Genomic DNA, 25254 nt, shown 5'->3' on the forward strand with positions numbered 1-25254 from the left:
TACTTCGTCCGATTTACTCAGGCGTTCCGTTCAGGCAAGCAAGCCGCGATAGAAGCAAGCACCACATCATGCCCGACTCCGCCACGAACTTCCGCCTGACCAATGGCCGTCGGCAGTACCAGACGCAGTTCGCCGGCCAACACTTTCTTGTCGCGCATCATGTGCGGCAAATAAGATTCCGGCGCCATTTCCTGCGGCCCGCACACCGGTAAACCCGCGCGCAACAACAGTGTTTTAATGCGTTCAATATCCTCGGCGGAGAACTGGCCGAGACGATGCGCGGTTTCCGCCGCCATCATCATGCCGGCGGCAACGGCTTCGCCGTGCAGCCATACACCATAGCCCATTTCTGCTTCAATCGCATGGCCATAAGTATGGCCCAGATTCAGCAGCGCGCGCAGACCGCTTTCGCGTTCATCAGCGGCAACCACCTCGGCCTTCAGTTCACAGCAACGGCGGATACAATAGCCCAGGGCATTCATATCCAGCGCAACCAACGCATCGATGTTGTTTTCCAGCCAGACGAAGAAATCACTGTCGAGAATGATCCCGTACTTGATCACTTCAGCCAGGCCAGAGGAGAGCTCACGCGCCGGTAAGGTTTTCAGGCAGTCCAGATCAACCACCACTGAAGCAGGCTGATAGAATGCGCCGATCATGTTTTTACCGAGCGGATGATTGACGGCGGTTTTGCCGCCAACGGAAGAGTCCACCTGCGAAAGCAAGGTGGTAGGAACCTGAATAAAGCGGACACCGCGCTGATAGCAAGCCGCGGCAAAACCGGTAAGATCGCCCACCACGCCGCCGCCGAGCGCGATCAATGTGGTATCGCGACCATGAGGCTTTTGCAGCAGCGCCGAGAACACCTGCTCAAGCACGGCAAGGGATTTATACTGTTCGCCATCAGGCAAAATCACCTGATCCACCATTACGCCCGCCTGCTCAAGCACCTTCCGGACCCGGTCCAGATAGAGCGGCGCCAAGGTTTGGTTGGTGACCAGCATGACCTGTTCACCCGCCTTTAGCGGCATAAAAGAAGCCGGATCGTTAAACAATCCGGCGGCTATGGTAATCGGGTAGCTGCGCTCCCCAAGCGTTACGGTAATTCTCTCCATGTCGCGCTCAGTTCTCAATGTGTGGTTTATCCCCGCTGTTGCGGGGAACACAATCAGTCTTTCCGCATTTGCCGTGGCGAACACGGAAACCGCAATCAGTTGCTTTCCAGCATATTGATAATCTGGTTGGCAACCACTTTAGCGCTTTGATCGTCGGTGCGGATGGTGACATCTGCAATTTCTTCGTATAACGGATTGCGCTCTTTCGCCAACGCTTCCAGCACTTCGCGCGGAGGAGAATCAACCTGCAACAACGGACGCTTTTTGTCGCGCTGAGTGCGGGCCAACTGCTTCTCGATGGTGGTTTCCAAATAAACCACGACACCACGCGCCGACAGACGGTTACGCGTTTCACGCGATTTAACCGAACCACCGCCGGTAGCCAGCACAATCCCTTGCTTTTCCGTCAGTTCATTAATGACTTTTTCTTCACGATCGCGGAAACCTTCTTCACCTTCCACGTCGAATACCCAGCCCACGTCAGCTCCGGTACGTCGCTCAATTTCTTGATCGGAGTCGAAGAACTCCATATTGAGTTGCTGAGCTAACTGACGGCCAATAGTGCTTTTGCCGGCACCCATAGGCCCAACCAGAAAGATATTGCGTTTCTCTGCCATGTTTTTGGTATTACTAAGACTATTCGTTAATGTTAACCCGCCCCGCCAATCAAATCAGCGGCGGGACCTAAACTGAAACCTCATGAGCGATAGTGCGAGATCAGACGGAAAATTATCTCAACACTCTTGGTAGTTTGGCAACCGAATAAATCGCAATCCACGCCGCAGGAGGGAAACCATACGTTTTTAACGGCGTCTTGGCGTTAACAAAAAACCTCGGTGCTCAATTCGGTAACCCTTGTAAGCTAAATCGGCCGCAGCGTCAAACGCAGATGCCCCCAAGGTGAGAAAAAAGTGCATCTGCTCATCAACTTTAGGCGATTTCCACCGAACCTGACAGCTTGCTGCTCATGCCTTAATCAATGTCGGAGTAATGAATATCACCAGCTCACGTCGTTTATGCTGTTTGGTGCTCTGTTTGAACAAGGAACCCAGCAGTGGAATATCCCCGAGCCCCGGTACCTTGTCCGCCCCCTGAGCGCTCTGGCGCTGAAATACGCCGCCCAATACAATGGTTTCACCGTCTTTCACCGTCACCTGGGTTTTGATCTCCTGCTTATCGATCGCCAGCGCCTCGCCATCCGCCCGGCTGATGGAACGCCCGGGCATGTTCTGGCTGATTTGCAGCGTCAGCGTAATGCGGCCGTTCGGCAAAATTTTCGGCGTCACCTCCATGCCCAATACAGCCTCCTTGAACTCCATCGATGTCGCCCCGCTGCTGCCGCTCTTCACCTCATACGGGATTTCCGTACCCTGTTTAATGCTGGCGGTTTGCTGATGCGCGGTCAGCAAGCGCGGGCTGGCGATGATTTCAACCCGGTTCTCCTGCTCCAGTGCCATTAGCTCCAGATCCAGCAGCCGTCCGCCGATGCGCGCCAGGTGGAAACCGGCGTTGACCGCGCTGCGTTCCAGCGGCAAGCTCACGTTAAAATCCCCCATCCGCAATGGCTTTGCAGCACCTTCATCCGGGGCCAAGCCCCAACGCACGCCGAGTTCGCGCAAACTTTCACTGTTAATGGTGACAATATGCGCCGCCAGCTGTACCTGCGCCAACGGCGCATCCATTTCCGCAATGCGCTTGGTTAATAACGCCACGATTGGGGCAGTATCGCGGATCAGCAGCGCGTTAGTGCGTTTATCCGCCACCACGCTGCCGCGCTCGCTCAGCAAAATACTGCCCTGGGCATTCAGATTTTCGGCAATCTCAACCGCATCGGCATGATTTAACGTCAGGGTTACGCTTTCCAACGGCTGCTTTTGCGCCAAAGCCAACTGTTGCCGCTGTTTCTCCTGTTCATCCGGTTCGGGAAACACCATCATGACGTTGCCTTCCAGCGTCATCGACAGCTTTCCCATACGCAGGATCACCGCCAGCGCTTGCTGCCAGGACACATTATCCAACCGCAACGTCAGGTTGCCGCCCACGCCAGTCGCGGTGACCACATTGAGTTGCTGATAATCCGCCAGCGCCTGCAATACCAGGGTTACCGGCGCGTCCTGAAACGCCATCGATATCGGCTCCTTGTTCTGTGTCGCCATGCCGGAAGCAGCAATACCCCACAGCACCGCGCCCAGCCAAATGCCTCCTTTCATTTTTTTTCTTCCTTATGGTTTCCCAATGTCAGCACCAGGGCATTGTCAGCCGCCGGACAAGCCGGATCTTCAGGACCCGCTTTCAACACCAGCCGCCCCTCAAACACCTGTTCCACTCGCCAGCGCCCCCCCAGCAGGCTTTGCCGCGGCTCTAAACGCAGCCACTGCCCTGCGGGCGTGACCACCCAGGCATGGCGCGACGCTGCCTGCCCGACGGTCCCCTTCAAAAGCCAGTTTGCCGGCGATTCTCTCTGCGTCAGGCAGTCAGACACGGGTGGCGGCATAAAGGGATTGCGCGGTTGCGCCATCAACGCCCACGGCAGCAACAGCCACCAAACCCCATAACCTTTATTCATCCGCATTTACCGGAGCGGCGTCTGCCGGCGCGTCGTGTAAAACGAAGTGCACCGTCAGATCGTCAGCCTGTGCTTCAAGGGTTATTTGATCGATGCGAAATGCGGGAGGCAACGCCTCCAGCAGCCGCAATAAACCGCCGTAATGAATGTTCAGGCTCAGGGTTTGACGCTGCGATTTCTCCTGCTGCTGCCAGCGTTGCAATGCAGCGCCCGCCAACGGCAGCACTTGCGTCAAATCACCCTGGGCGACGGGCTTGAGCGCGTTCTGCTGCAGACGAAGATTAATCTCCTCCAACGTTGGCATCTGGGCCAACTGCTGTCTTAACGGCTCAATCTGCTCAATCAGACGCTGTTGCTCCGCCAATGTGCGCTCCCCCTGCTGCCATTTCCCGTGCAGAAAAAGCATGCCGAGCAGCAAAGCCAGGCAGCCCAACACCACCCCCTGCGCAACCAGCAGCTTCCAACCCGGCAGGTTCAGCCAGTACCTTGTCCAGAGTGGCAACGGCTTATCCATTCAGCCCCCATTGCGCCATCAGAGTGAATGAGAACAGGCCATCCTGGCGCTGTACCACGTCCGCCAACCGGCAGCGCAGCAATAGCGGCAGTGCCGCCAGTTGCCGCTCAAACTGGACGACAGCCCCATATCGGCGGCTGAGGCCCCGCAGCGTGATATGTTCTGCGTTGCTTTCCAACGAGGTAAGCCACATCGGCGCTGGAAGAATGACCGCGAACTGCTGTAACAGCTGCAGATAACGCCGGTTGTGCGCCTGGTTCTTCTCCTGCTGATCCACCTGCGCGGTTAAGCGAGCCAAACGCGCCATCGCCTGCTGGAGTTGCTGATAGCGTTCCGCCAACGCCGCCTGTTGCCGGGACAGCGTCGACAAAGCCTCATGCCGCTGTGTTTGTTGATGACTCATCAGGCCAAAAACAACCGCCATTGCCGCCAGCATCAACGTCAGTTGCAAGACGAAAATTCGTAACCAGAAGGCACAGCGGCGGCGCTGGGCCAGCCTGCGCCAGGGCAGAAGGTTGACCTGATACATCAGTTGTCCCCGCTGCGCAGCGCCAGCCCCCCGGCCAACACAAATGCCCCCGGCAATCGGGGTAACGGGGGCCGCAATTGGTTGAACGCGCTGAACGGTGACCATGGCAAACACCCCTGAGGAGGCGGCTCGTCCACCACGCTGCTGTAATAAATCGGCTGCTCACCGATTGACGGGCAGGCTGCATGCATCGCCGCCATCGCCTGGCTTGCCTCGCCCTCCGGCAAAATGCCATAGGCAAAGGCCGCGCGGCGCGGAGCGGTCCACAGCCACTCCCGATCGAGGCGGTGCAGCAAACCGGCTTCAGCCGGTACGCCTGCGGCAAATGCCATCATGTGCAAGGCACAAGGAGTGATGTCGACCACCTGCGGCCGTAAATTGGCCTGACGCAAACAATGCAGCCACTGCTGCAACTCTTGCTGGCGCGCGGCGGTGAGCAACAAAGCGGCAGAGTCAGGCGGAGATTGGCGGTAGTCCAGCGCCAATGTCTGGCTATCCAGCGGGAACTGCTTCAGGCCATGACGGGTAATATAATCACCGCGCGCCGGCTCTTTCAGCCTGGCATCCGGCATCGGCATCAGATGCTGCAAAACTCGCTGGGCAGGCAAAGCAATGCGTAAGCAAATATGTCTTGGCAACTGGACCCGCCATTGCCGCAGTGCGTGAGTCAGTACCTCGGGTTGTTCGAGACACCCCTCGCGCAGCACCGCTTGCGGCAGCGTTTGCTGCCACCAGTGACGCAGTTGCCAACCGTTGCGGCGGCGCTGTGCCGCCAGGGCGCAAATGCGGTTACTTTGTATATCCAGCCCCACCTGCCATGCTTGAGATAACATATTTCGCCCGACCTCCATATCGTCAGATGATAAAAGAACATATCCATGTTGCAGGCTTGCCTTTATACTACCGCGCGGTTGTTTATAAACTGCCCAAATGACATGAAAATGGGAAATCTCAGGTGAAGTTCGTAAAGTATTTACTAATCCTTGCAGTGTGTTGCATCGTGTTGGGGGCAGCCTCGATTTTTGGCTTGTACAAATATGTCGAGCCACAGCTGCCTGACGTTGCAACGCTGAAAGACGTACGGCTGCAGATACCGATGCAGGTTTACAGCGCCGATGGCGAACTGATCGCCCAATACGGTGAAAAACGTCGTATTCCGCTGAAGCTGAACCAAATTCCGCCGGTCATGGTGCATGCGTTTATCGCCACCGAAGACAGCCGTTTCTATGAGCATCACGGCGTCGATCCGGTCGGTATCTTCCGTGCCGCCTCTATTGCACTGGTCTCCGGCCATGCGTCACAGGGGGCGAGTACCATTACCCAACAGTTGGCGAGAAACTTCTTTTTAAGCCCGGAACGCACCCTGATGCGCAAGATCAAGGAAGCCTTCCTGGCGGTACGCATCGAACAGATGCTGACCAAAGACGAAATCCTCGAGCTGTATCTGAACAAGATCTACCTGGGTTACCGCGCTTACGGCGTGGGCGCTGCAGCGCAGGTCTACTTCGGCAAAGACGTCAGCCAACTGACCTTGAGCGAAATGGCGACCATCGCCGGTTTGCCTAAGGCGCCATCAACCTTCAACCCGCTTTACTCGCACGATCGCGCCGTGGCTCGCCGCAATGTGGTGCTGTCGCGCATGCTGGATGAGCATTACATCACCCAGGCTCAGTACGATCAGGCTCGTAGCGAAGATCTGGTGGCCAACTACCATGCGCCGGAAATCAACTTCTCCGCACCCTATCTCTCCGAGATGGTGCGTCAGGAGATGATCAAGCGTTACGGTGAGAACGCCTATACCGACGGTTACAAGGTCTATACCACCGTCACCAAAAAGCTGCAGTTGGCGGCGCAGGAGTCGGTACGTAACAACGTGCTGGCGTATGACATGCGTCACGGCTACCGCGGCCCGTCCAACGTGCTGTGGAAAGTGGGTGAGGCGGCCTGGGATCAAAAACAGATCGTCGATTCACTGAAAAACCTGCCGAATTATGGCCCGTTGGCGCCTGCGGTGATTACCAAAGCGACCGCCGATGAAGCGACGGCCATGCTGGCCGATGGCAGCAATGTTGCCTTGCCACTGGCCACCATGCGCTGGGCACGGCCGTTCAAGTCCGATACGCAGCAAGGCCCAACGCCAAAACGCGTGACCGACGTGGTGCAGGCCGGCCAGCAGGTGTGGGTACGCAAGGTGAACGAAAGCTGGTGGCTGTCACAGGTGCCGGACGTCAACTCGGCGTTGGTGTCGATCAACCCGAATGATGGCGCCGTGAAAGCGTTGGTCGGCGGGTTTGACTTCAATCAGAGCAAATTCAACCGCGTTACCCAGGCGCTGCGTCAGGTCGGCTCCAACATCAAGCCGTTCCTGTACACCGCGGCGATGGACAAAGGCCTGACTCTGGCCACTATCCTGAACGATCTGCCGGTCACCCGCTGGGATGCCGGTGCCGGTACTGACTGGCGGCCGAAGAACTCACCGCCAACCTACGACGGCCCTATTCGCCTGCGTCAGGGGTTGGGACAGTCGAAGAACGTAGTGATGGTGCGTGCCATGCGTGCAATGGGTGTCGACTACGCGGCGGAATATCTGCAACGTTTCGGTTTCCCGGCGCAAAACATCGTGCACACCGAATCGCTGGCGCTGGGTTCGGCTTCGTTCACCCCGATGCAACTGGTGCGCGGTTATGCGGTACTGGCGAACGGCGGTTATCTGGTCGATCCGTATTTCATCACCAAAATCGAAGATGAAACCGGCAACACCGTGTTTGAAACCAGACCCAGAGTGGTCTGCGACAGCTGCAATCTGCCGGTGATTTATGGCGATACCCACCGTTCCGTCGTGCTTTCCGACGATAACGTCGAAAACGTCGCGACGTCGCAGGAAGGCGGTAACGGTAACGTACCTATGCCGCAACTGGAACAGGTTACGCCGGCTCAGGTGCAGCAGGATGGCGATCAGCAATATGCGCCGCATGTCATCAGTACCCAGTTGGCGTTCCTGATGCACGATGCGTTGAACAGCAACATCTTTGGCGAACCGGGTTGGATGGGAACAGCCTGGCGCGCCGGACGCGATTTGAAGCGGCATGATATCGGCGGTAAAACCGGGACCACCAACAGTTCGAAAGACGCCTGGTTCTCCGGCTATGGCCCCGATACCGTCACGTCGGTATGGATTGGTTTCGATGATCATCGCCGCGACCTCGGCCGTGCAACGGCTTCCGGCGCCATCGAAGATCAAATCTCCGGCGGTGAAGGCGGTGCGAAGAGCGCGCAACCGGCATGGGATGATTTTATGAAAATCGCGCTGGAAGGCATTCCGGAGCAAAAAGTCACCCCACCGCCGGGTATTATCAGCGTCACCATCGACAAAAGCAGCGGCAAGCTTTCCGGCGGCGGCGGCGGCAGTCGCTCCGAATACTTTATCGAAGGTACTCAGCCGACAAGCTACCCGACGCGGGATACCGGCACTACGTTGACGGACCCCGGCGGCGAAAGCCACGAGCTGTTCTAATGGAAAAGGGCCAGAGAAATCTGGCCCTTTTTTATCGACGGAGATAGGGGATTGCTGTCTAGCGCGAGCCGCGCAGAAATGCCTCGGTGAGGAACAGTGCACTGACATTGCGCGCCTCGCGGAAATCCGGCTCCGCCAGCAATGACATCATGTCGGCTATCGGCCAACGCACCTGCGGCAAGGGTTCAGGCTCGTCGCCTTCCAGGCTCTGCAGATAGAGATCGTTCGCCAGCACGATATTCATTTTGCTGGAAAAATAGGACGGCGCCATGGTCAGTTGGCTGAGGAAATCGAAGCGTTTGGCGCCAAAACCCACCTCTTCCATCAGTTCGCGGTTGGCCGCCTCCAGCACGCCTTCACCCGGGTCGATCAACCCTTTGGGGAAACCCAGCTCGTAAGATTCGGTGCCCACCGCATATTCGCGAATCAGCAGCAGGTCGTCGCCAATCACCGGGACAATCATAACGGCTTCCCTTTCCGAAGGCCGCATCCGTTCATACACCCGCCGTACACCATTACTGAACTCCAGATCGACCGACTCAACGTTAAATAAACGCGAACGTGCGACCGTTTCTACTTTCAGAATTTTAGGTTTTTGCAGGTGTTTATCCATGATTGCCTCAAATGAGTTATCCGGCGGTGCGCCACAGCATCAGAGATGATGACGCGGATACCCAGAATAATGATTGGCGTGGCGCAGATGCGCTCAAACGCTGACCAAATTCGATCTTGATCACATTGTGCGTTAATGAGAACCTTTGTCGCAACGAGCACAAGCTGTAATTTACTTTTTTTTAACAAGCCTAGCCAGCTACCCGCCGATTTTCTGTACCCATTCAGCAAAAAGAGAGCATTAAAATAGGATAATGCCGATATCGACCGCTACCCCCGGTTGCTATCATCGCGTAGAGGAGACACGGCAACTGAGCAGATATATTGCATCGATAAATGAGATCACGACAGAAAATCTGTTCCTCCCTCATTGTTCTAAGTGCCTGCCGGCCGTTTACTCCGTATAATATTCAACGTTTCATCAGGTTGGTGAGGTTCACGGGTGCAAGATGGGGATAGCATGAGCACAATAGTGTTGATATTGGCCTTAGTGCTTGCCTGCCTGATTGCCGCCGGCCTGTATCTTTGGTTTAAAGCCCGTAATCAGCCGATGCTGACACGTGCCCTGCCCTTTATCAAACCCACGCACCGCAAACTGTCCGGCGAAGAACGCATGGCTGTTGAGCACTACCTCAGCCTGCAGAATATGCTCAGCAACAAGCTGTTGCCCGGCAGCAGCCCGTCGCTGCCGTCCGCCAAACTGGCGCTGACCCCGCAGAGCGATAACGTTTATCCCGTCACCCACGCCATTACCCGCTATGGGCTGGCCAGCGATGAACCCAATAAGTGGCGCTATTATCTCGATGCCGAAGAAGTGCATCTGCCGCCGTTCTGGGAACAATACATCAGCGCCGATAACCACGTGGAAGTGATAAAAACCCAGACTCTGCCACTGGTCATTTCACTCAATGGGCATTCGCTGAAAGATCATATCCACGATCGGCCGCAACCGCCGGTAGTGACGGCAACGCCAACCAAAAACGCCTCGATCCGCAAGGAAGAAAGCGAACACATCGAGTTGGTGAACATCCGCAAGGAAACCCCCGAAGAACACGCGCTGAATCGCCCGAACGGCATCAAGGAGGCCGGCATCATCTCCGCCGCCCTGCTATTGCTGTTTTTCAGCCTGATAAGCCCGGTGTTGGTCATCCCCTGGATGATTTTCGTCGCCGTGCTGACCATCGCCTGGGGTTGCTGGAACCTGTTCCGCCAGCCGGCCGCGCGTGAACTGAAAGAAGTGCACTGCCTGCGCGGCACCCCAAAACGCTGGGGACTGTTTGGCGAATCCAATCAGGGGCAGATAAGCAACATCTCGCTCGGTATCATCGATTTGATTTACCCGCCGCACTGGCAACCTTACATCACCCAGGATCTGGGGAAAACCACCGACGTAGATATCTACCTTAACCGTCAGGTGGTGCGTCAGGGGCGCTTCCTTTCGCTGCACGATGAGGTGAAAAACTTCCCGCTGCAGCAATGGGGCAAAAACGCGGTTCTGATGGCCAGTTCGTTGCTGATACTGGTGTTACTGCTGACCTACATCCCGCTGAGCCTGCCGCTGAAGCTGAGTACGGCCTGGCTGCAAGGCGCGCAAAAAATTGAGGTGACCAATGTGCAAGCGTTGGAAGGCACAACCTTGCGCATCGGGGACCAATTGAAAGCCCAGGGTAACGGTATGTGCTATGTGCCACCGCTGGCCAACGGCACGAACGCCTCCAACTTCATGCCTTTCGACTGCTCGGGAATTTACTGGAACACCGCCGCACCGCTGCCGCAACCCGAGTCGGAAGTCATCGACAAGGCCTCGGCGTTGCTGGCGGCGGTGAATACCCAGTTGCATCCTGAAGTTGCCGAACAGAAGCTCAACCCGCAACTGGCCAGCGCAATTGAAAAGTCGGGCATGATACTGCTGGATGATTTTTCCGGTATCGTGCTGAAAACGCAGGATCTGTGCCAAGCGGAAAATGACTGTGTCCGGCTCAAGAATGCGCTGGTGAACCTGGGCAACGTTAAAAACTGGAATACACTGGTGAAACGCGCAAAATCAGGCTCGCTGCAAGGGGTTAACGTCCTGCTGCGGCCGGTGAGCGCCGAATCGCTTGAAAGCCTGACCAAAGTTGCCGCCTCCTCGTTCGTGTACAACGAAACCCGTCAGGCCGCGGCGGCGCTTAACAGCCCGCCACCGGGCGGTTTCCTGATCAGCAGCGATGAAGGCAAACAGTTGGTGAACCACCCGCAGCCGGCAGTGCCGTTAAACGAATACAATGCGCTTGAGCAATGGAATGAACTGCAACGCCTTGCCGGCATGTTGTTGCATACGCCATTCGAAGCCCAGGGCGTCATCACCAACATCAGCGTCGACGCCAACGGCACCCGCCACATCGCGCTGCATAGCGAACCGGATATGATCACCCTGTGGCGCTATCTGGGCACCAGCCTGCTGTTGCTGGCGGTCACGGTCATTCTGGGTTACAACGCCTGGCGGTTCGCGCAGCGCTATCGTCTCAACCAGCACCGTATCGCCGATATCCAGCGCTACTACGAAAGTTGCTTTAACCCGCAGCTTACCCCAATGTCATTGCGACCGATGGCCTGAGTCACTCGCCGATTTCGGCCCTGTCATCAGCTTATGCTACGCTAACGCTATTATCCTTATCCTGCGGACCGCCGACGGTTCGCCTATGGAGTTTTCATGGTTCCCGAGTTTGACTGGCATGAGATCGACACCGTCCTGCTGGATATGGACGGCACCCTGCTCGATCTGGAGTTCGACAGCCATTTTTGGTTGCGTCTCGTGCCACAGGCATTAAGCGAACAACGCGCTATCCCGCTCGACGAAGCAAGCCAGATTATTCATCAGGAATATGTGGCGGTGCAGCACACCATGAATTGGTATTGCTTCGATTACTGGAGCGAACGGCTCGATCTGGACATTTATCGCATGACCAGCGAAGTGGGCAACCGCGCTCGTCTGCGCGAGGATACCGAACCCTTTTTACAAGCCTTACGTGCGGCCGGCCATCAGACTATTTTGCTGACCAATGCCCATCCGCACAGCCTGGCGGTAAAAATCGAGCATACCGGTTTGGATAAGCACCTTGATTTATTGCTTTCCACCCACACATTTGGTTATCCGAAAGAAGATCAGCGTTTGTGGCAGGCCGTTCAGCAGCACACCGGTTTTGATCCGCAGCGCACGCTGTTTATCGATGACGGCGAGCCTATTTTGGACGCCGCCCGCAGTTTTGGCATTCGCTACTGCCTGGGCGTACAGAACCCGGACTCCAGCATGGCGGAGAAAACCTTCCGGCACTATCCGTCAATGCGCGACTACCGCCTGTTGATACCGGCGCTGGAAAAGGGCAAACGATGAAAGAAAAAGCAACGCGGGACGACGCGGTCCGGCTGGACAAATGGCTCTGGGCGGCTCGTTTCTATAAGACCCGCGCGCTGGCGCGGGACATGATCGACGGCGGCAAGGTGCATTACAACGGACAGCGCGGCAAGCCGAGCAAAATTGTCGAGATCGATGCAGAGATCAGACTGCGCCAGGGCAATGAAGAACGCACGGTGATCGTGCTGGCCCTCACCGGCCAACGGCGCGGCGCCGACGAGGCGCAGCAAATGTATCAGGAAACCGAGGCCAGTATCGCCAACCGAGAGAAAATGGCGATCGCGCGCAAGATGAATGCGTTGACCATGCCGCACCCGGACCGCCGTCCGGACAAGAAGGAGCGGCGCGACCTGATTAAATTTAAATTTGGTGAGCAGGAATAACCCCTCGCCGCAATGAGAGAAAACTATGTCCAACCATGACCAATTGCACCGTTACCTGTTTGAAAACTACGCGGTGCGCGGTGAGCTGGTTACCGTCAGCGAAACCTATCAGCAGGTTCTGAACAATCACGACTACCCGGCACCGGTACAAAAGCTGTTGGGTGAACTGCTGGTCGCCACCAGCCTGCTGACGGCAACCCTGAAGTTCGACGGCGACATCACCGTGCAAGTGCAGGGCGACGGTCCACTGAAGCTGGCGGTGATTAACGGCAACAATCGCCAGGAAATGCGGGGCGTGGCGCGCGTGCAAAGCGACATTGCCGACGACAGCACGCTGCATCAGATGATTGGCAACGGCGTCATGGTGATCACCATCGCGCCTACCGAAGGCGAACGCTATCAGGGCGTGGTCGCGCTGGAAGGCGAAACTCTGGCCGAATGCCTTGAAGCCTACTTCCGCCAGTCCGAGCAGTTGCCAACCCGCCTGTTCATTCGTACCGGCGAGTCAGAAGGCAAACCGGCTGCGGGCGGTATGCTGTTGCAGGTACTGCCGGCGCAAGACGGCAATGCCGATGATTTCGATCATCTGGTGCAACTGACCAACACGGTGAAAAGCGAAGAACTGTTCGGCCTGCCGGCCAATGAGGTGCTGTATCGCCTGTACCATCAGGAAGAAGTCACCCTCTACGAACCGCAGGACGTGATCTTCCGTTGCACCTGTTCACGCCAGCGCTGCGCTGACGCACTGATTACGCTGCCGGCCGAAGAAGTGGCTCAAATGCTGGAGCAGGACGGCAATATCGATATGCACTGTGACTACTGCGGCAATCACTATGTGTTTGACGCCGTGGATGTTGCAGCGCTGTACACCGGTAACACCGGCGAAAGCGAACAGTTGCACTAAGTAACACCTCGTATCGGCGGGTGCACCCTGCACCTGCCGGTTTTCCCCGTTTGCACGCTTGCTTTTTTCCGTGGACTATCTCTCAGATCGTAACGAAAAACCGCCTAAAACGTTAATTATTTGATACCTATCGCGGTTACGCACTGCTGAATCCCTACAATTGGCGCCAGAAATTCTGTGACCAAGGAGTAGTGACATGCGTGTTAAAGGTATAACCCCTCAGGAGCTGGCCGCTTATGGCATTCATAACGCCGGCGAAATCGTTTACAACCCGAGTTATGAACTGCTGTTCAAGGAAGAAACAGACCCGTCTCTGGAAGGTTTTGAACGTGGGGTCGTGACCAAGTTGGGCGCCGTATCCGTCGACACCGGTATTTTTACCGGCCGTTCCCCGAAAGATAAATACATCGTCCGTGACGACATCACCCGCGACACCGTCTGGTGGGCCGATCAAGGTAAAGGCAAAAACGACAACAAACCCCTCAGCCCTGAAATCTGGGCAGACCTGAAACAGCTGGTCACCACGCAGCTCTCCGGCAAACGTCTGTTTGTTGTAGATACTTTCTGCGGCGCCAACGCCGACTCCCGCCTGAAAGTACGCTTTATCACTGAAGTAGCCTGGCAGGCACACTTCGTGAAAAACATGTTCATCCGCCCGTCTGACGAAGAGTTGCAGGATTTCGAGCCGGACTTCGTGGTGATGAACGGCGCCAAGTGCACCAACCCGAACTGGCAGCAGCAGGGTCTGAACTCGGAAAACTTCGTCGCGTTCAACCTGACCGAACGCATGCAGCTGATTGGCGGCACCTGGTACGGCGGCGAAATGAAAAAGGGTATGTTCTCGATAATGAACTACCTGCTGCCGTTGAAAGGCATCGCGTCCATGCACTGCTCGGCCAACGTGGGCGAGAAAGGCGACGTGGCCGTGTTCTTCGGCCTGTCCGGCACCGGCAAAACCACCCTGTCCACCGATCCAAAACGCCAGTTGATTGGCGATGACGAACACGGCTGGGATGACGACGGCGTATTTAACTTCGAAGGTGGCTGCTACGCCAAAACCATCAAGTTGTCTGAAGAAGCCGAGCCGGAAATCTATCACGCCATCAAGCGCGATGCGTTGCTGGAAAACGTTGCCGTGCTGGCAGACGGCACCATAGACTTCAACGACGGTTCAAAAACCGAGAACACCCGCGTTTCCTACCCGATCTACCACATCCACAACATCGTCAAGCCGGTTTCCAAAGCGGGTCATGCCACCAAGGTGATCTTCCTGACTGCGGACGCCTTCGGCGTGTTGCCGCCGGTCTCTCGCCTGACCGCGAACCAGACTCAGTACCACTTCCTGTCCGGTTTCACCGCCAAGCTGGCCGGTACCGAGCGCGGCGTGACAGAGCCAACCCCGACCTTCTCCTCCTGCTTCGGCGCAGCTTTCCTGACGCTGCACCCAACGCAGTATGCTGAAGTGCTGGTAAAACGCATGCTGGCCGCCGGCGCGCAAGCCTACCTGGTGAACACCGGCTGGAACGGCACCGGCAAACGCATCTCCATCAAGGATACCCGCGGCATTATTGACGCGATCCTCAACGGTGAAATCGATAAGGCGGAAACCGTCACTCTGCCAATCTTCGATCTGGCGATGCCGACCTCACTGCCGGGCGTCAACCCGGCTATTCTGGATCCACGCGCTACCTACGCCAACCCTGAGCAGTGGCAGGAAAAAGCGCAGGATCTGGCCGAGCGTTTTATCACCAACTTCGACAAATATACCGATACGCCTGCGGGCGCAGCGCTGGTTAGCGCCGGTCCAAAACTGTAACCTTCACTTTTTACAGCTTCAGCTAAGGCGTGGATTCCACGCCTTTTTTTATTTCTAAAGGTTGTTTTTTATCCAGATAAGCGCGATGATAATGCAGTGCAATCATTGACAGCAAAGGAGATTTCAATGGCTACTATAACCGTCAGAAATCTGGACGATGACATAAAGGAATTGCTGCGTATTTCGGCAGCGAAAAACGGCCACTCCATGGAGGAGGAAGCACGCATGATTTTGAAACAGGCTCTGGTGAAAAAACCACCTCGCTATGGGCTGGGCACCTGGATGCATCAACATTTCGCCGAGTTGGGTGGCGTTGAGCTGGAGATCCCACCGCGCGATAAAACACCGCCGCGCATTGTCACCTTTGACGATGAAGATGACCAACCATGATCATTCTCGACACTAACGTGATTTCGGAGACACTGCGTCCCGGCCCACATTACAACGTGATCAAATGGCTGAATGAAAAAGACAACGACGAGCTTTATCTGAGTGCAATTGTCGTTGCCGAGCTGTTCAGCGGCGTCGCCTGCATGCCTGATGGGAAACGGCAGCTTGAGTTAAAACATAAACTGACCGAAGCAATGCAGATAAGGTTTGACGAACAAATTCTGCCATTTGATGCGCTTTGCGCCATGCGATATGGGGAATTGATGGGTAGAAACCAGCGTTTGGGAAGGGTAATGAGCACACCCGATACGCAAATAGCTGCCACTTGCCTGCATTATGGCGCCACATTAGCTACTCGTAACACCAAAGACTTCGCCCATTGCGGAATTGAGTTGATTGATCCTTGGCAGGCCGCTACCGGCCGTCGCCTGCATGAAGAAGCGGCAGAATACTACGTGATGAGCAGAAAACCCTGACGAGGCCGCAGCGAGGCGGCCCTCTGTCAGCAGGTATCATGCGTTCTCTTTCGCCGCCTGATGCCCATTGGTCGACTCTTTTTTCTCCATCGGCAACGGAATATAAGCCCTGATCAACAGCCCGCCGCGTTCGCTGGTGCCGATATCCAACGCGCCGTGATGGCCGTCGATAATGCGCTGTACGATAGCCAGGCCAAGCCCGGTTCCGCTGGTGCTGCGCGCGCTGTCGCCGCGGACAAAGGGCTGCAGCAGATGTTTCAGTTCTTCAGGTTTGATGCCCGGGCCGTCGTCCTCCACCTGGAACCAGCCGCGTTGCAGTTCACGCCCGCTACTGACCTTGATCCAGCCGTTACCGTAACGCGCCGCATTCACCACCATGTTCACCGCCGCACGCTTAATCGACAGCGGATGCACATTCATCATCAGTTCACCCGGCGCAATGGCGGTTTCGATCACCCGCTCATAGCCGCTCTCGGCCGCCACGACTTCGCCCAGAATCGAGTTCAGATCGCTGAGCTCGGTTTGCATCTCCTGGCCGGTGCGCAGATAGTCGATAAACTGCTCGATGATGGCGTTGCACTCTTCGATATCTTTATTGATCGACTCCGCCAGATAGCCATCTTCGGCGCTCATCATCTCGGTCGCCAAGCGGATACGCGTCAGCGGCGTGCGAAGATCGTGGCTAACGCCGGCCATCAGCAGCGTGCGGTCGTCGGCCAGTTGCTTGACGCCCGATGCCATCTGATTAAAGGCCCGCGTCACCGAACGCACTTCCGAAGCGCCGTATTCACGCAGCGGCGGCGGGATAATGCCTTTACCGACCTGCAAGGCCGCGTGCTCCAGCTCCACCAGCGGCCGGTTCTGGATGCGGATAAACAGCCAGGCGCCGCCGATAGCCAACAGCATAATCGCCAGGGTATAGCGGAACAACGGCGAGAAATCGCCCTGGTGAATTTCAGTTAGCGGAACCCGTACCCAGATATCAGGTTGCAGCCAGGTTTTCAGCCACACCACCGGTGAGTTCTTGTTCACTTCCACCCGAACGTCGGTCGGCCCGCCGAGCTGCTGCGCCATCTGTTGGCTGAGGAATTGGTAGTGCTGCGCCCAGCGCAGGCCGCTCTCTTCCGCCGCCGAGTTGGTGTACAGAGAAATCCCCAACTCGCGGTAAATTTCACGGCGAAACGCCGGCGGCACTTCCAACAGCGTGCCATCTTCCAGCTGCAACCGATCGGTCATCAGCATACGGACTTCGTAGGCCAATACCTTGTTGAACTGCTGCAAGCTGGGCAGGATGGCGAAGTTCAGCACCACCAGATAGGTCGTCACCAGGCTGACGAACAGCAAGGTGACGATCAACAGCAGGGTTCGGGCAAACGAGCTACGCGGTGAAAAGCGCAATCGTCTCATGCCTTGCTGCCGTCCGGGACGAAGACGTAGCCAAGACCCCAAACGGTCTGGATATAGCGTGGATGTGCCGGATCTTCTTCAACCATGCGGCGAAGACGGGAAATTTGCACGTCGATGGAGCGTTCCATCGCGCTGTATTCACGGCCGCGTGCCAGGTTCATCAGCTTGTCGCGCGAAAGCGGTTCACGCGGGTGGCTCACCAACGCCTTCAGCACCGCAAACTCACCGCTGGTCAATGGCATAGGCTCATCTTCGCGGAACATTTCACGGGTGCCCAGATTCAGTTTGAATTTGCCGAAGGCAATCACCGCTTCTTCCTGCGAAGGCGCGCCTGGCAGTTCGTTGGCCTGGCGGCGCAATACCGCACGGATGCGGGCCAGCAGTTCACGCGGGTTGAAAGGTTTTGGGATGTAGTCGTCGGCGCCGATTTCCAGCCCAACGATACGGTCGACTTCTTCGCCTTTGGCGGTCACCATGATGATCGGCATCGGGTTGCTCTGGCTACGCAGACGGCGGCAGATGGACAGCCCATCTTCACCCGGCAACATCAGGTCCAGCACCATCAGGTGGAAAGATTCACGAGTCAGCAAGCGATCCATTTGCTCAGCGTTGGCGACGCTGCGAACCTGAAAACCCTGTTCGGTTAAATAACGCTCTAAAAGCGCACGCAGGCGCATGTCATCATCGACGACCAGAATCTTATGATTCTCTTGCATTGTATTACTCCCAAAGGCTTTATTGCCTGACGTGAATATTGTTAAAAAACCCTGTCATTTCGGACAGCGTTTAATGGTATATATTCTAGACGAAATTGTTACAAAGCTTATTCTTTTGCCCATTTATCAACAATTTTCATCAAAATGCCGGCGACCATTCGTCAAAATCCCGATATTTTTAGACTGAATTTGGGATAACGCCGTTAATCGACCAAGGGCGATGCCCCATGAATTTCAAGTTGCAGCCGGGCGGCTGGTTCGGCAGTGTAACTCAGGCGAGGCGATAAAAAACGTCAGCGGTCGGCAATTTTGCGAGCCAATGCTTTATTGAGCGCTTATTGCATCCAGCAACGCCAAGCCAAAGCACCGTCATGCAACCTTTGATATCCCCATAAAGGCAGAAAACAATGAGAACGCAGCTGATAACCCGCGAGGGTTACGACAATCTCAAGCAAGAGCTGGACTTTCTCTGGCGTGAAGAACGACCGGAAGTCACCAAGAAAGTGACCTGGGCCGCCAGTCTCGGCGACAGAAGTGAAAATGCCGATTACCAGTACAACAAAAAACGATTGCGGGAAATCGATCGCCGCGTCCGCTACCTGACCAAATGCCTCGAGCAGTTGAAGATTGTCGACTATTCGCCGCAACAGGAAGGCAAGGTGTTCTTCGGCGCCTGGGTGGAAGTGGAAAATGAGAATGGCGAGAGCAAGCGCTTTCGCATCGTGGGCTACGACGAAATTTTTGGTCGCCGGGACTACATCTCCATCGATTCGCCGATGGCCCGCGCCCTGCTTAAAAAAGAGGTGGGGGATGCCGCCACCGTCAACACCCCGGTGGGCGATGCGCTGTGGTATGTGAATGAGATCGAGTACGTGAAGTAAGATTCGGTTTTTTCCGAGCGTCCGCGCAGGTGGCCGCTGTCCCGCGGAGCTTGCGGCAACAACCACCTGCGTAACCTCGGCGCATCGGGCAAAGACGGGCAGCGCCACTGGCATTTTTGCCGATCAATCCGTATAACTGTCCCCCTGTTTCCTAACCGTTCTCAACAGATACCAGACCTATGAATGACCCACTGAGCCGCATTATTGCAACAGAACTGCAGGCCCGGCCGGAGCAAGTTGACTCCGCCATCCGTCTGCTGGATGAAGGTAATACCGTGCCTTTTATCGCACGCTATCGTAAGGAAGTCACCGGGGGCCTGGACGACACCCAACTGCGCCAGCTGGAAACCCGCCTGGGTTATCTGCGTGAACTGGAAGACCGCCGTCAGACCATCCTCAAATCGATCGACGAGCAGGGCAAACTGACCGAACAGCTGGCAGGGGCGATCAACGCCACGCAAAGCAAAACCGAGCTCGAAGACCTCTACCTGCCGTACAAACCCAAACGTCGTACCCGTGGCCAAATCGCTATCGAAGCCGGTCTGGAACCCTTGGCCGACACCCTGTGGCAGGATCCGCAGCAACAGCCGGAACAGTTGGCCGAAGGCTACGTTGACGCCGACAAGGGCGTGGCGGATGTCAAAGCCGCCCTCGACGGTGCGCGTTACATCCTGATGGAGCGCTTCGCCGAAGACGCCGCGCTGCTGGCCAAGGTACGTAACTACCTGTGGAAGCATGCCCACCTGGTGTCCAAAGTGGTGGAAGGCAAAGAAGAAGCCGGCGCCAAGTTCCGCGATTACTTTGATCACCATGAGCCTATTGCCCAGGTGCCTTCACACCGTGCGTTGGCGATGTTCCGTGGCCGTAACGAAGGCGTGCTGCAGCTGGCGCTGAACGCCGATCCGCAGTTTGAAGAAGCCCCGCGCGAAAGCCAGGCGGAGCAAATCATCATCAGCCACCTCGACCTGCGCCTGAATAACGCCCCGGCCGACGCCTGGCGCAAAGCGGTGGTCAACTGGACCTGGCGCATCAAGGTGCTGTTGCATCTGGAAACCGAATTGATGGGCACGGTGCGCGAACGCGCGGAAGACGAAGCCATCAACGTTTTCGCCCGTAACATGCAGGACCTGCTGATGGCCGCACCGGCCGGCATGCGCGCCACCATGGGCCTGGACCCTGGTCTGCGCACCGGGGTAAAGGTGGCGGTGGTGGATGCAACCGGCAAGCTGGTTGCCACCGATACCGTCTACCCGCACACCGGCCAGGCCGCGAAAGCCGCCGCCATCGTCGCCGCGCTGTGCATCAAACACAAAGTGGAGCTGGTCGCTATCGGCAACGGCACAGCGTCGCGTGAGACGGAGCGTTTTTACCTTGAATTGCAGCAGCAGTTCAGCGACGTCAAAGCGCAGAAGGTGATCGTCAGCGAAGCGGGCGCCTCGGTGTATTCCGCCTCCGAACTGGCGGCGCTGGAATTCCCTAACCTCGACGTTTCGCTGCGCGGGGCCGTTTCCATCGCCCGCCGCTTGCAGGATCCGCTGGCCGAGCTGGTCAAAATCGATCCGAAATCCATCGGTGTCGGCCAGTACCAGCACGACGTCAGCCAAAGCCAACTGGCGAAGAAACTGGACTCGGTGGTGGAAGACTGCGTAAACGCCGTCGGCGTCGATCTGAACACCGCCTCAGTGCCGTTGCTGACCCGCGTAGCCGGCCTGACGCGCATGATGGCGCAGAACATCGTCACCTGGCGTGATGAGAACGGGCGCTTCAGCAACCGCGAACAACTGCTGAAAGTCAGCCGCCTGGGGCCGAAAGCCTTTGAACAGTGCGCCGGCTTCCTGCGCATCAACCACGGCGACAACCCGCTGGATGCCTCAACCGTTCACCCGGAAACCTACCCGGTGGTCGAACGCATTCTGGCCGCCACCCGGCAGGCGCTGCAGGATTTGATGGGCAACCCGGCGGCGGTGCGCAGCCTGAAGGCCAGCGACTTCACCGACGACAAATTCGGCGTACCGACGGTCACCGACATCCTGAAAGAGCTGGAGAAACCGGGCCGCGATCCGCGTCCGGAATTCAAAACCGCCACCTTTGCCGAGGGTGTGGAAACCCTCAACGATCTGCAACCGGGCATGGTTTTGGAAGGTTCGGTCACTAACGTCACCAACTTCGGCGCCTTTGTGGATATCGGCGTGCATCAGGACGGTCTGGTGCATATCTCCTCGCTGGCGGACAAATTCGTCGAAGATCCGCACACCGTGGTGAAAGCCGGCGACATCGTCAAAGTGAAGGTGATGGAAGTGGATCTGCAGCGCAAGCGCATCGCACTGAGCATGCGTCTGGACGAGCAACCGGGTGAAGGTTCGCCACGTCGCGGCGGCGGCAATGCACCGGCGAAGGATGCCCCCTCCCGCGCGCCGGCCAATAAGGCCAAACCGCGCAACAGTTCACCGGCCGGCAACAGCGCCATGGGTGATGCGCTGGCTGCGGCATTCGGTAAGAAATAGCAGGTGCGCGGCATGGCCGGGGCGAATACATTCGCCCCGGCCACTGGCGCAGTGCTGCATACTGAAAGGCCAAAGGTACACAGGGCGGAGCCGGCTCCGCCCTTTCTCAAAAAATAGCGACGCTATTTTTTGACCCGCCTCAATAAACCCGCTTATTTTTCCTGAGCGATAAACACCCGGTTTTTAAGCCTGAAAATAACGTCGAATCCCGGTTCATTAACACCGTTATTAACATGGCGTTTTCATTTTGGCATTTCCCGGCGAAACACAAATGGTTAGCGCTCGTATTCCGCAGACAAGATGTTACCGAATAAACGCCGGCTCGCCGCCACACCCTCTAAAAACCACTCAATCTGTCGCCAAGTTTTGCAAATCGGAAAAAATCGCCGCAATTACGTAACTGATTTAACTCGCCATTCGCATTTGCACCCCTGCAGACCCGGTGATAGAAATAAGGCATCAGGCAATCCGATCGTTAAGTGTCGGTGCCATAACCTTTGGTTACCAATACCCTTACTTTTTGTATTGAATACGATAACTATTCTCACTATTATTGCGTTGCGTGTTCACTGCATTACCTCATGGATTGAAAACGTCGGCAGCCTGCGATCCTCATCGCGGCGCTTCGTCTGGAACGTTCTTTATCGTCATCGGCCCAAAACCAGGGGCTCTGAGAAGGTTATATGCATCTTCAACCTAAACGCTCTTATAAAATTGCCGGTTTCTCCAATGACATCGGCCCGGCCTATCGCCAGAAACTGTTATCGCTCGGCATGCTGCCCGGCTCATCGTTCGAAGTGGTGCGCGTCGCGCCGCTGGGGGACCCGATAGAAATAAAAACCCGCCGCGTCAGCCTGGTGCTGCGCAGGAAAGATTTGGCCCTGATCCTGCTCGACGGCCAATCCTGACTCTGCGCCCTCTTGCCCCGGCCGCGGCCCCACCGCCCGGCTCAATGTCCATTGACTGATATCACGCGAAATGATGAAAAAACTCACTATTGGCTTAATAGGCAACCCCAATTCCGGTAAAACCACGCTGTTCAATCAGTTGACCGGGGCTCGCCAGCGGGTCGGCAACTGGGCAGGCGTGACGGTAGAGCGTAAAGAAGGCCAGTTCACCACGCCGCAATCCCAGGTCAAACTGGTCGATCTGCCCGGCACCTATTCGCTGACCACCATCTCGGAGCAAACCTCGCTCGACGAGCAAATCGCCTGCCACTACATCCTGAGCGGCGATGCCGATCTGCTGATCAACGTCGTCGACGCCTCCAACCTTGAGCGCAACCTGTACCTGACGCTGCAACTGCTGGAACTGGGTATCCCCTGCATCATCGCGCTGAACATGCTGGATATCGCCAGAAGCCAGCAAATCGACATTGATATCGCTGCGCTGTCGGCACGCCTCGGCTGCCCGGTGGTGCCTCTGGTCTCCACCAAGGCCGACGGTATCGGGGCGTTGAAGCAAATAATCGACCATCACCGGTTTAACGATCTGAAAGCGCTGGTGGACTATCCACCGTTACTGTTGAAGGAAATGGCTACCCTGAGCGATGCCATGCCGGAGGCGCTGCCGACGGAACAACGCCGCTGGCTGGCGCTGCAAATGCTGGAAGGCGATATTTACGGCCATCAATTGGCCGGTAACGCTACCGCCCTGCTGCCTGCCGCCAGGCTGGCGCTGCAACAGCAGCAACAAGAAGATCCTGCGTTGGTGATTGCCGATGCGCGCTATCAGTCGATAGCCACTCTGTGTGATGCGGTCAGCAACTCGCAGCAAGCGATGCCAAACCGCCTGACCGAAGCGTTGGACAAGGTGATCCTCAACCGCTGGCTGGGGGTGCCCATCTTTTTGCTGGTGATGTACCTGATGTTCTTGCTGGCGATCAACCTCGGTGGCGCGCTGCAACCGATATTTGATATAGGTTCGGCGGCGATCTTCATCCAGGGCATTCAATGGTTGGGCTACAGCCTGCACTTCCCTGAATGGCTGACGATTTTCCTGGCGCAGGGCGTTGGCGGCGGCATCAACACCGTACTGCCGCTGGTGCCGCAAATCGGCATGATGTACCTATTTTTGTCCTTTCTCGAAGACTCCGGCTACATGGCGCGTGCGGCATTTGTCATGGACCGCCTGATGCAGGCGCTCGGGCTGCCCGGTAAATCCTTTGTGCCGCTGATTGTCGGCTTCGGCTGCAACGTACCCTCCATCATGGGCGCCCGCACGCTGGATGCCCCGCGTGAACGCTTGATTACCATCATGATGGCGCCGTTCATGTCCTGCGGTGCCCGGTTGGCGATCTTCGCCGTCTTTGCCGCCGCCTTCTTCGGCCAGGACGGCGCGGGCGTGGTGTTCTCGCTGTATATGCTCGGCATCGTGGTGGCGATCCTCACAGGGCTGGTGCTGAAGTACACCATCATGCGCGGCGAAGCCTCGCCGTTCGTCATGGAGTTGCCGGTTTATCACGTGCCGCACCTGAAAAGCCTGCTGCTGCAAACCTGGCAGCGGCTGAAAGGCTTTGTGCTGCGCGCCGGGAAAGTGATAGTGATCGCCAGCATCTTCATCGGCGGCCTGAACAGTTTTACGTTCAGCGGCAAGCCGGTCGATAACATCAATGATTCCGCGCTGGCGTCGGTGTCCAAAATGCTGACGCCGCTGCTGCAACCTATGGGCGTGCACAGCGACAACTGGCAAGCCACCGTCGGGCTGGTGACCGGGGCCATGGCGAAAGAAGTGGTGGTCGGCACGCTGAACACCCTGTACACCGCTGAACACATCAATAACACCGAGTTTGATGCCGCCAACTTTAACCTTTTGGACGAGCTGAGCGGTGCTGTGGAGACCACCTGGCAAGGACTGAAAGACACCTTCAGCCTGAGCGTGCTATCCAACCCCATCGAGGCCAGCAAGGGCGACGGGGAAATGGGCGTCAGTTCCATGGGCATGATGAGCAGCAAATTCGGCTCCGGCATCTCCGCTTACAGTTACCTGATCTTTGTGCTGCTGTACGTGCCCTGCGTCTCGGTGATGGGTGCAATCGCCCGCGAATCCAGCCGCGGCTGGATGACTTTCTCCATTCTCTGGGGGCTGAACGTGGCCTACTCGTTGGCCACGCTGTTTTACCAGATCGCCACCTTCAGCCAGCATCCGCGGTACAGCCTGACGGCCATCGCCATCGTGGCGCTGTTTAATCTGCTGATCCTGTTCTGCCTGCGCCGGGCGCGCAGCCGGGTAACGGTACGTCTGGGCAAGGCGACGCCTGCCGCCTGTTGCCAGGGTGCTCAGGGTAACTGCCACTGATGGCCGGCCTGCTGCAGATCCGCGATGCGTTGGCGCTGCATGGCAGCGCTCAGGCGCAACAACTCAGCCGCCAGTTGGCGACCCCACTGCCGCTGGTACTGGCGATGCTGGAACGTTTAACGGCGATGGGAAAAGTGGAGCGGGTTGAGCAGGATAACAGCGCCTGCCTGAGCGGCAGTTGCAAAAGCTGCCCGGAGGGCAAGGGGTGCGATACGGTGGTGTATCGGTTGAAATAA

At 56.8% G+C, this 25254-nt stretch carries 23 protein-coding genes; 13 read left to right on the forward strand and 10 right to left on the reverse strand.

The annotated features are described in order from the left end of the window. Positions 1–17: 17 nt before the first annotated feature. The 7 genes from aroB to pilM all read right to left on the reverse strand — a co-directional run bounded on the left by aroB (position 18) and on the right by pilM (position 5557). On the reverse strand, positions 18–1115 hold the full coding sequence (gene aroB / locus SPL01S_RS13895; protein ID WP_004951314.1) for a 3-dehydroquinate synthase: 1098 nt from the start codon (positions 1113–1115) through the stop codon (positions 18–20). Positions 1116–1210: 95 nt separating this feature from the next. Further along, on the reverse strand, positions 1211–1732 hold the full coding sequence (aroK, locus tag SPL01S_RS13900) for a shikimate kinase AroK (RefSeq protein WP_004391482.1): 522 nt from the start codon (positions 1730–1732) through the stop codon (positions 1211–1213). A 348-nt stretch (positions 1733–2080) separates the two neighbouring features. Next, positions 2081–3325 carry a DNA uptake porin HofQ gene (gene hofQ, locus SPL01S_RS13905; protein WP_020439924.1) on the reverse strand — a complete coding sequence of 415 codons (1245 nt, stop codon included), beginning with the start codon at positions 3323–3325 and terminating at the stop codon, positions 2081–2083. Beyond that, positions 3322–3681 carry a DNA utilization family protein gene (locus SPL01S_RS13910; RefSeq protein ID WP_063200608.1) on the reverse strand — a complete coding sequence of 120 codons (360 nt, stop codon included), beginning with the start codon at positions 3679–3681 and terminating at the stop codon, positions 3322–3324. Before SPL01S_RS13910 ends, hofQ begins: the two co-directional genes overlap by 4 nt. Next, entirely contained in the window at positions 3674–4195 is a 522-nt protein-coding gene (locus SPL01S_RS13915) for a hypothetical protein (RefSeq protein WP_020439926.1), read from the reverse strand. The genes SPL01S_RS13910 and SPL01S_RS13915 overlap by 8 nt, the downstream gene beginning before the upstream one ends. Next, positions 4188–4724, reverse strand: a complete 537-nt coding sequence (locus SPL01S_RS13920) for a PilN domain-containing protein (RefSeq protein ID WP_063200611.1) — start codon at positions 4722–4724, stop codon at positions 4188–4190. The genes SPL01S_RS13915 and SPL01S_RS13920 overlap by 8 nt, the downstream gene beginning before the upstream one ends. Beyond that, on the reverse strand, positions 4724–5557 hold the full coding sequence (gene pilM, locus SPL01S_RS13925; protein WP_063200614.1) for a pilus assembly protein PilM: 834 nt from the start codon (positions 5555–5557) through the stop codon (positions 4724–4726). Before pilM ends, SPL01S_RS13920 begins: the two co-directional genes overlap by 1 nt. Positions 5558–5679: 122 nt before the next feature. On the opposite strand from pilM, the gene mrcA reads away from it, so the two are divergent. Beyond that, a complete protein-coding gene (gene mrcA / locus SPL01S_RS13930) occupies positions 5680–8238 on the forward strand; it encodes a peptidoglycan glycosyltransferase/peptidoglycan DD-transpeptidase MrcA (protein WP_063200617.1) in 2559 nt (852 codons plus the stop codon). A gap of 58 nt (positions 8239–8296) precedes the next feature. Here the strand turns inward: mrcA and nudE are convergent, their stop codons facing one another. Further along, a complete protein-coding gene (gene nudE, locus SPL01S_RS13935) occupies positions 8297–8851 on the reverse strand; it encodes an ADP compounds hydrolase NudE (RefSeq protein ID WP_004951335.1) in 555 nt (184 codons plus the stop codon). A 459-nt stretch (positions 8852–9310) separates the two neighbouring features. Between nudE and SPL01S_RS13940 the strand changes: the two genes are divergently transcribed. The 7 genes from SPL01S_RS13940 (at position 9311) to SPL01S_RS13970 (ending at position 16213) form a co-directional block, all read left to right on the forward strand. After that, entirely contained in the window at positions 9311–11446 is a 2136-nt protein-coding gene (locus tag SPL01S_RS13940) for an intracellular growth attenuator family protein (RefSeq protein ID WP_063200619.1), read from the forward strand. A gap of 96 nt (positions 11447–11542) precedes the next feature. Beyond that, positions 11543–12223 carry a GMP/IMP nucleotidase gene (gene yrfG / locus SPL01S_RS13945; RefSeq protein WP_004951339.1) on the forward strand — a complete coding sequence of 227 codons (681 nt, stop codon included), beginning with the start codon at positions 11543–11545 and terminating at the stop codon, positions 12221–12223. Then, positions 12220–12627, forward strand: coding sequence for a ribosome-associated heat shock protein Hsp15 (hslR, locus tag SPL01S_RS13950; protein ID WP_004951342.1), 408 nt, complete (start codon positions 12220–12222; stop codon positions 12625–12627). The genes yrfG and hslR overlap by 4 nt, the downstream gene beginning before the upstream one ends. Before the next feature lie 25 nt (positions 12628–12652). Beyond that, positions 12653–13531, forward strand: a complete 879-nt coding sequence (gene hslO, locus SPL01S_RS13955; protein WP_004951344.1) for an Hsp33 family molecular chaperone HslO — start codon at positions 12653–12655, stop codon at positions 13529–13531. A gap of 196 nt (positions 13532–13727) precedes the next feature. Further along, positions 13728–15347 carry a phosphoenolpyruvate carboxykinase (ATP) gene (gene pckA, locus SPL01S_RS13960; protein WP_063200622.1) on the forward strand — a complete coding sequence of 540 codons (1620 nt, stop codon included), beginning with the start codon at positions 13728–13730 and terminating at the stop codon, positions 15345–15347. A 126-nt stretch (positions 15348–15473) separates the two neighbouring features. After that, positions 15474–15737 (forward strand): FitA-like ribbon-helix-helix domain-containing protein, encoded by a 264-nt coding sequence (locus SPL01S_RS13965; RefSeq protein ID WP_037433771.1) that lies wholly within the window; start codon positions 15474–15476, stop codon positions 15735–15737. Further along, positions 15734–16213 (forward strand): type II toxin-antitoxin system VapC family toxin, encoded by a 480-nt coding sequence (locus SPL01S_RS13970; protein WP_063200625.1) that lies wholly within the window; start codon positions 15734–15736, stop codon positions 16211–16213. The genes SPL01S_RS13965 and SPL01S_RS13970 overlap by 4 nt, the downstream gene beginning before the upstream one ends. Positions 16214–16249: 36 nt before the next feature. Here SPL01S_RS13970 and envZ read toward each other — a convergent pair whose 3' ends face one another. Beyond that, on the reverse strand, positions 16250–17620 hold the full coding sequence (gene envZ / locus SPL01S_RS13975) for a two-component system sensor histidine kinase EnvZ (protein WP_063200628.1): 1371 nt from the start codon (positions 17618–17620) through the stop codon (positions 16250–16252). Further along, entirely contained in the window at positions 17617–18336 is a 720-nt protein-coding gene (ompR, locus tag SPL01S_RS13980) for an osmolarity response regulator transcription factor OmpR (RefSeq protein ID WP_004709363.1), read from the reverse strand. The genes envZ and ompR overlap by 4 nt, the downstream gene beginning before the upstream one ends. A 407-nt stretch (positions 18337–18743) precedes the next feature. Here ompR and greB point away from each other — a divergent pair, with 407 nt between their 5' ends. The 5 genes from greB (at position 18744) to SPL01S_RS14005 (ending at position 25254) form a co-directional block, all read left to right on the forward strand. After that, entirely contained in the window at positions 18744–19217 is a 474-nt protein-coding gene (gene greB, locus SPL01S_RS13985) for a transcription elongation factor GreB (RefSeq protein WP_062868933.1), read from the forward strand. Between the two features lie 179 nt (positions 19218–19396). Then, on the forward strand, positions 19397–21721 hold the full coding sequence (locus tag SPL01S_RS13990) for a Tex family protein (RefSeq protein ID WP_063200631.1): 2325 nt from the start codon (positions 19397–19399) through the stop codon (positions 21719–21721). Positions 21722–22404: 683 nt separating this feature from the next. Further along, entirely contained in the window at positions 22405–22629 is a 225-nt protein-coding gene (gene feoA / locus SPL01S_RS13995) for a ferrous iron transporter A (RefSeq protein ID WP_004951370.1), read from the forward strand. 73 nt (positions 22630–22702) lie between these two features. After that, a complete protein-coding gene (feoB, locus tag SPL01S_RS14000) occupies positions 22703–25018 on the forward strand; it encodes a Fe(2+) transporter permease subunit FeoB (RefSeq protein WP_063200783.1) in 2316 nt (771 codons plus the stop codon). After that, positions 25018–25254 (forward strand): FeoC-like transcriptional regulator, encoded by a 237-nt coding sequence (locus tag SPL01S_RS14005; RefSeq protein ID WP_062868935.1) that lies wholly within the window; start codon positions 25018–25020, stop codon positions 25252–25254. The genes feoB and SPL01S_RS14005 overlap by 1 nt, the downstream gene beginning before the upstream one ends.

The organism is Serratia plymuthica NBRC 102599 (assembly GCF_001590925.1).
Lineage (GTDB): Bacteria > Pseudomonadota > Gammaproteobacteria > Enterobacterales > Enterobacteriaceae > Serratia > Serratia plymuthica.

Excerpts from the sequence above, each read along its gene's own strand:
- SPL01S_RS13965 (WP_037433771.1), top strand. The coding sequence starts at position 15,474 with ATGGCTACTATAACCGTCAGAAATCTGGACGATGACATAAAGGAATTG.
- aroB (WP_004951314.1), bottom strand. The coding sequence starts at position 1,115 with ATGGAGAGAATTACCGTAACGCTTGGGGAGCGCAGCTACCCGATTACC.
- hofQ (WP_020439924.1), bottom strand. The coding sequence starts at position 3,325 with ATGAAAGGAGGCATTTGGCTGGGCGCGGTGCTGTGGGGTATTGCTGCT.
- yrfG (WP_004951339.1), top strand. The coding sequence starts at position 11,543 with ATGGTTCCCGAGTTTGACTGGCATGAGATCGACACCGTCCTGCTGGAT.
- envZ (WP_063200628.1), bottom strand. The coding sequence starts at position 17,620 with ATGAGACGATTGCGCTTTTCACCGCGTAGCTCGTTTGCCCGAACCCTG.
- hslO (WP_004951344.1), top strand. The coding sequence starts at position 12,653 with ATGTCCAACCATGACCAATTGCACCGTTACCTGTTTGAAAACTACGCG.
- SPL01S_RS13915 (WP_020439926.1), bottom strand. The coding sequence starts at position 4,195 with ATGGATAAGCCGTTGCCACTCTGGACAAGGTACTGGCTGAACCTGCCG.
- ompR (WP_004709363.1), bottom strand. The coding sequence starts at position 18,336 with ATGCAAGAGAATCATAAGATTCTGGTCGTCGATGATGACATGCGCCTG.
- SPL01S_RS13920 (WP_063200611.1), bottom strand. The coding sequence starts at position 4,724 with ATGTATCAGGTCAACCTTCTGCCCTGGCGCAGGCTGGCCCAGCGCCGC.
- feoA (WP_004951370.1), top strand. The coding sequence starts at position 22,405 with ATGCATCTTCAACCTAAACGCTCTTATAAAATTGCCGGTTTCTCCAAT.
- greB (WP_062868933.1), top strand. The coding sequence starts at position 18,744 with ATGAGAACGCAGCTGATAACCCGCGAGGGTTACGACAATCTCAAGCAA.
- nudE (WP_004951335.1), bottom strand. The coding sequence starts at position 8,851 with ATGGATAAACACCTGCAAAAACCTAAAATTCTGAAAGTAGAAACGGTC.
- hslR (WP_004951342.1), top strand. The coding sequence starts at position 12,220 with ATGAAAGAAAAAGCAACGCGGGACGACGCGGTCCGGCTGGACAAATGG.
- aroK (WP_004391482.1), bottom strand. The coding sequence starts at position 1,732 with ATGGCAGAGAAACGCAATATCTTTCTGGTTGGGCCTATGGGTGCCGGC.
- pckA (WP_063200622.1), top strand. The coding sequence starts at position 13,728 with ATGCGTGTTAAAGGTATAACCCCTCAGGAGCTGGCCGCTTATGGCATT.
- SPL01S_RS13970 (WP_063200625.1), top strand. The coding sequence starts at position 15,734 with ATGATCATTCTCGACACTAACGTGATTTCGGAGACACTGCGTCCCGGC.
- SPL01S_RS13910 (WP_063200608.1), bottom strand. The coding sequence starts at position 3,681 with ATGAATAAAGGTTATGGGGTTTGGTGGCTGTTGCTGCCGTGGGCGTTG.
- feoB (WP_063200783.1), top strand. The coding sequence starts at position 22,703 with ATGAAAAAACTCACTATTGGCTTAATAGGCAACCCCAATTCCGGTAAA.
- SPL01S_RS13990 (WP_063200631.1), top strand. The coding sequence starts at position 19,397 with ATGAATGACCCACTGAGCCGCATTATTGCAACAGAACTGCAGGCCCGG.
- SPL01S_RS14005 (WP_062868935.1), top strand. The coding sequence starts at position 25,018 with ATGGCCGGCCTGCTGCAGATCCGCGATGCGTTGGCGCTGCATGGCAGC.
- SPL01S_RS13940 (WP_063200619.1), top strand. The coding sequence starts at position 9,311 with ATGAGCACAATAGTGTTGATATTGGCCTTAGTGCTTGCCTGCCTGATT.
- pilM (WP_063200614.1), bottom strand. The coding sequence starts at position 5,557 with ATGTTATCTCAAGCATGGCAGGTGGGGCTGGATATACAAAGTAACCGC.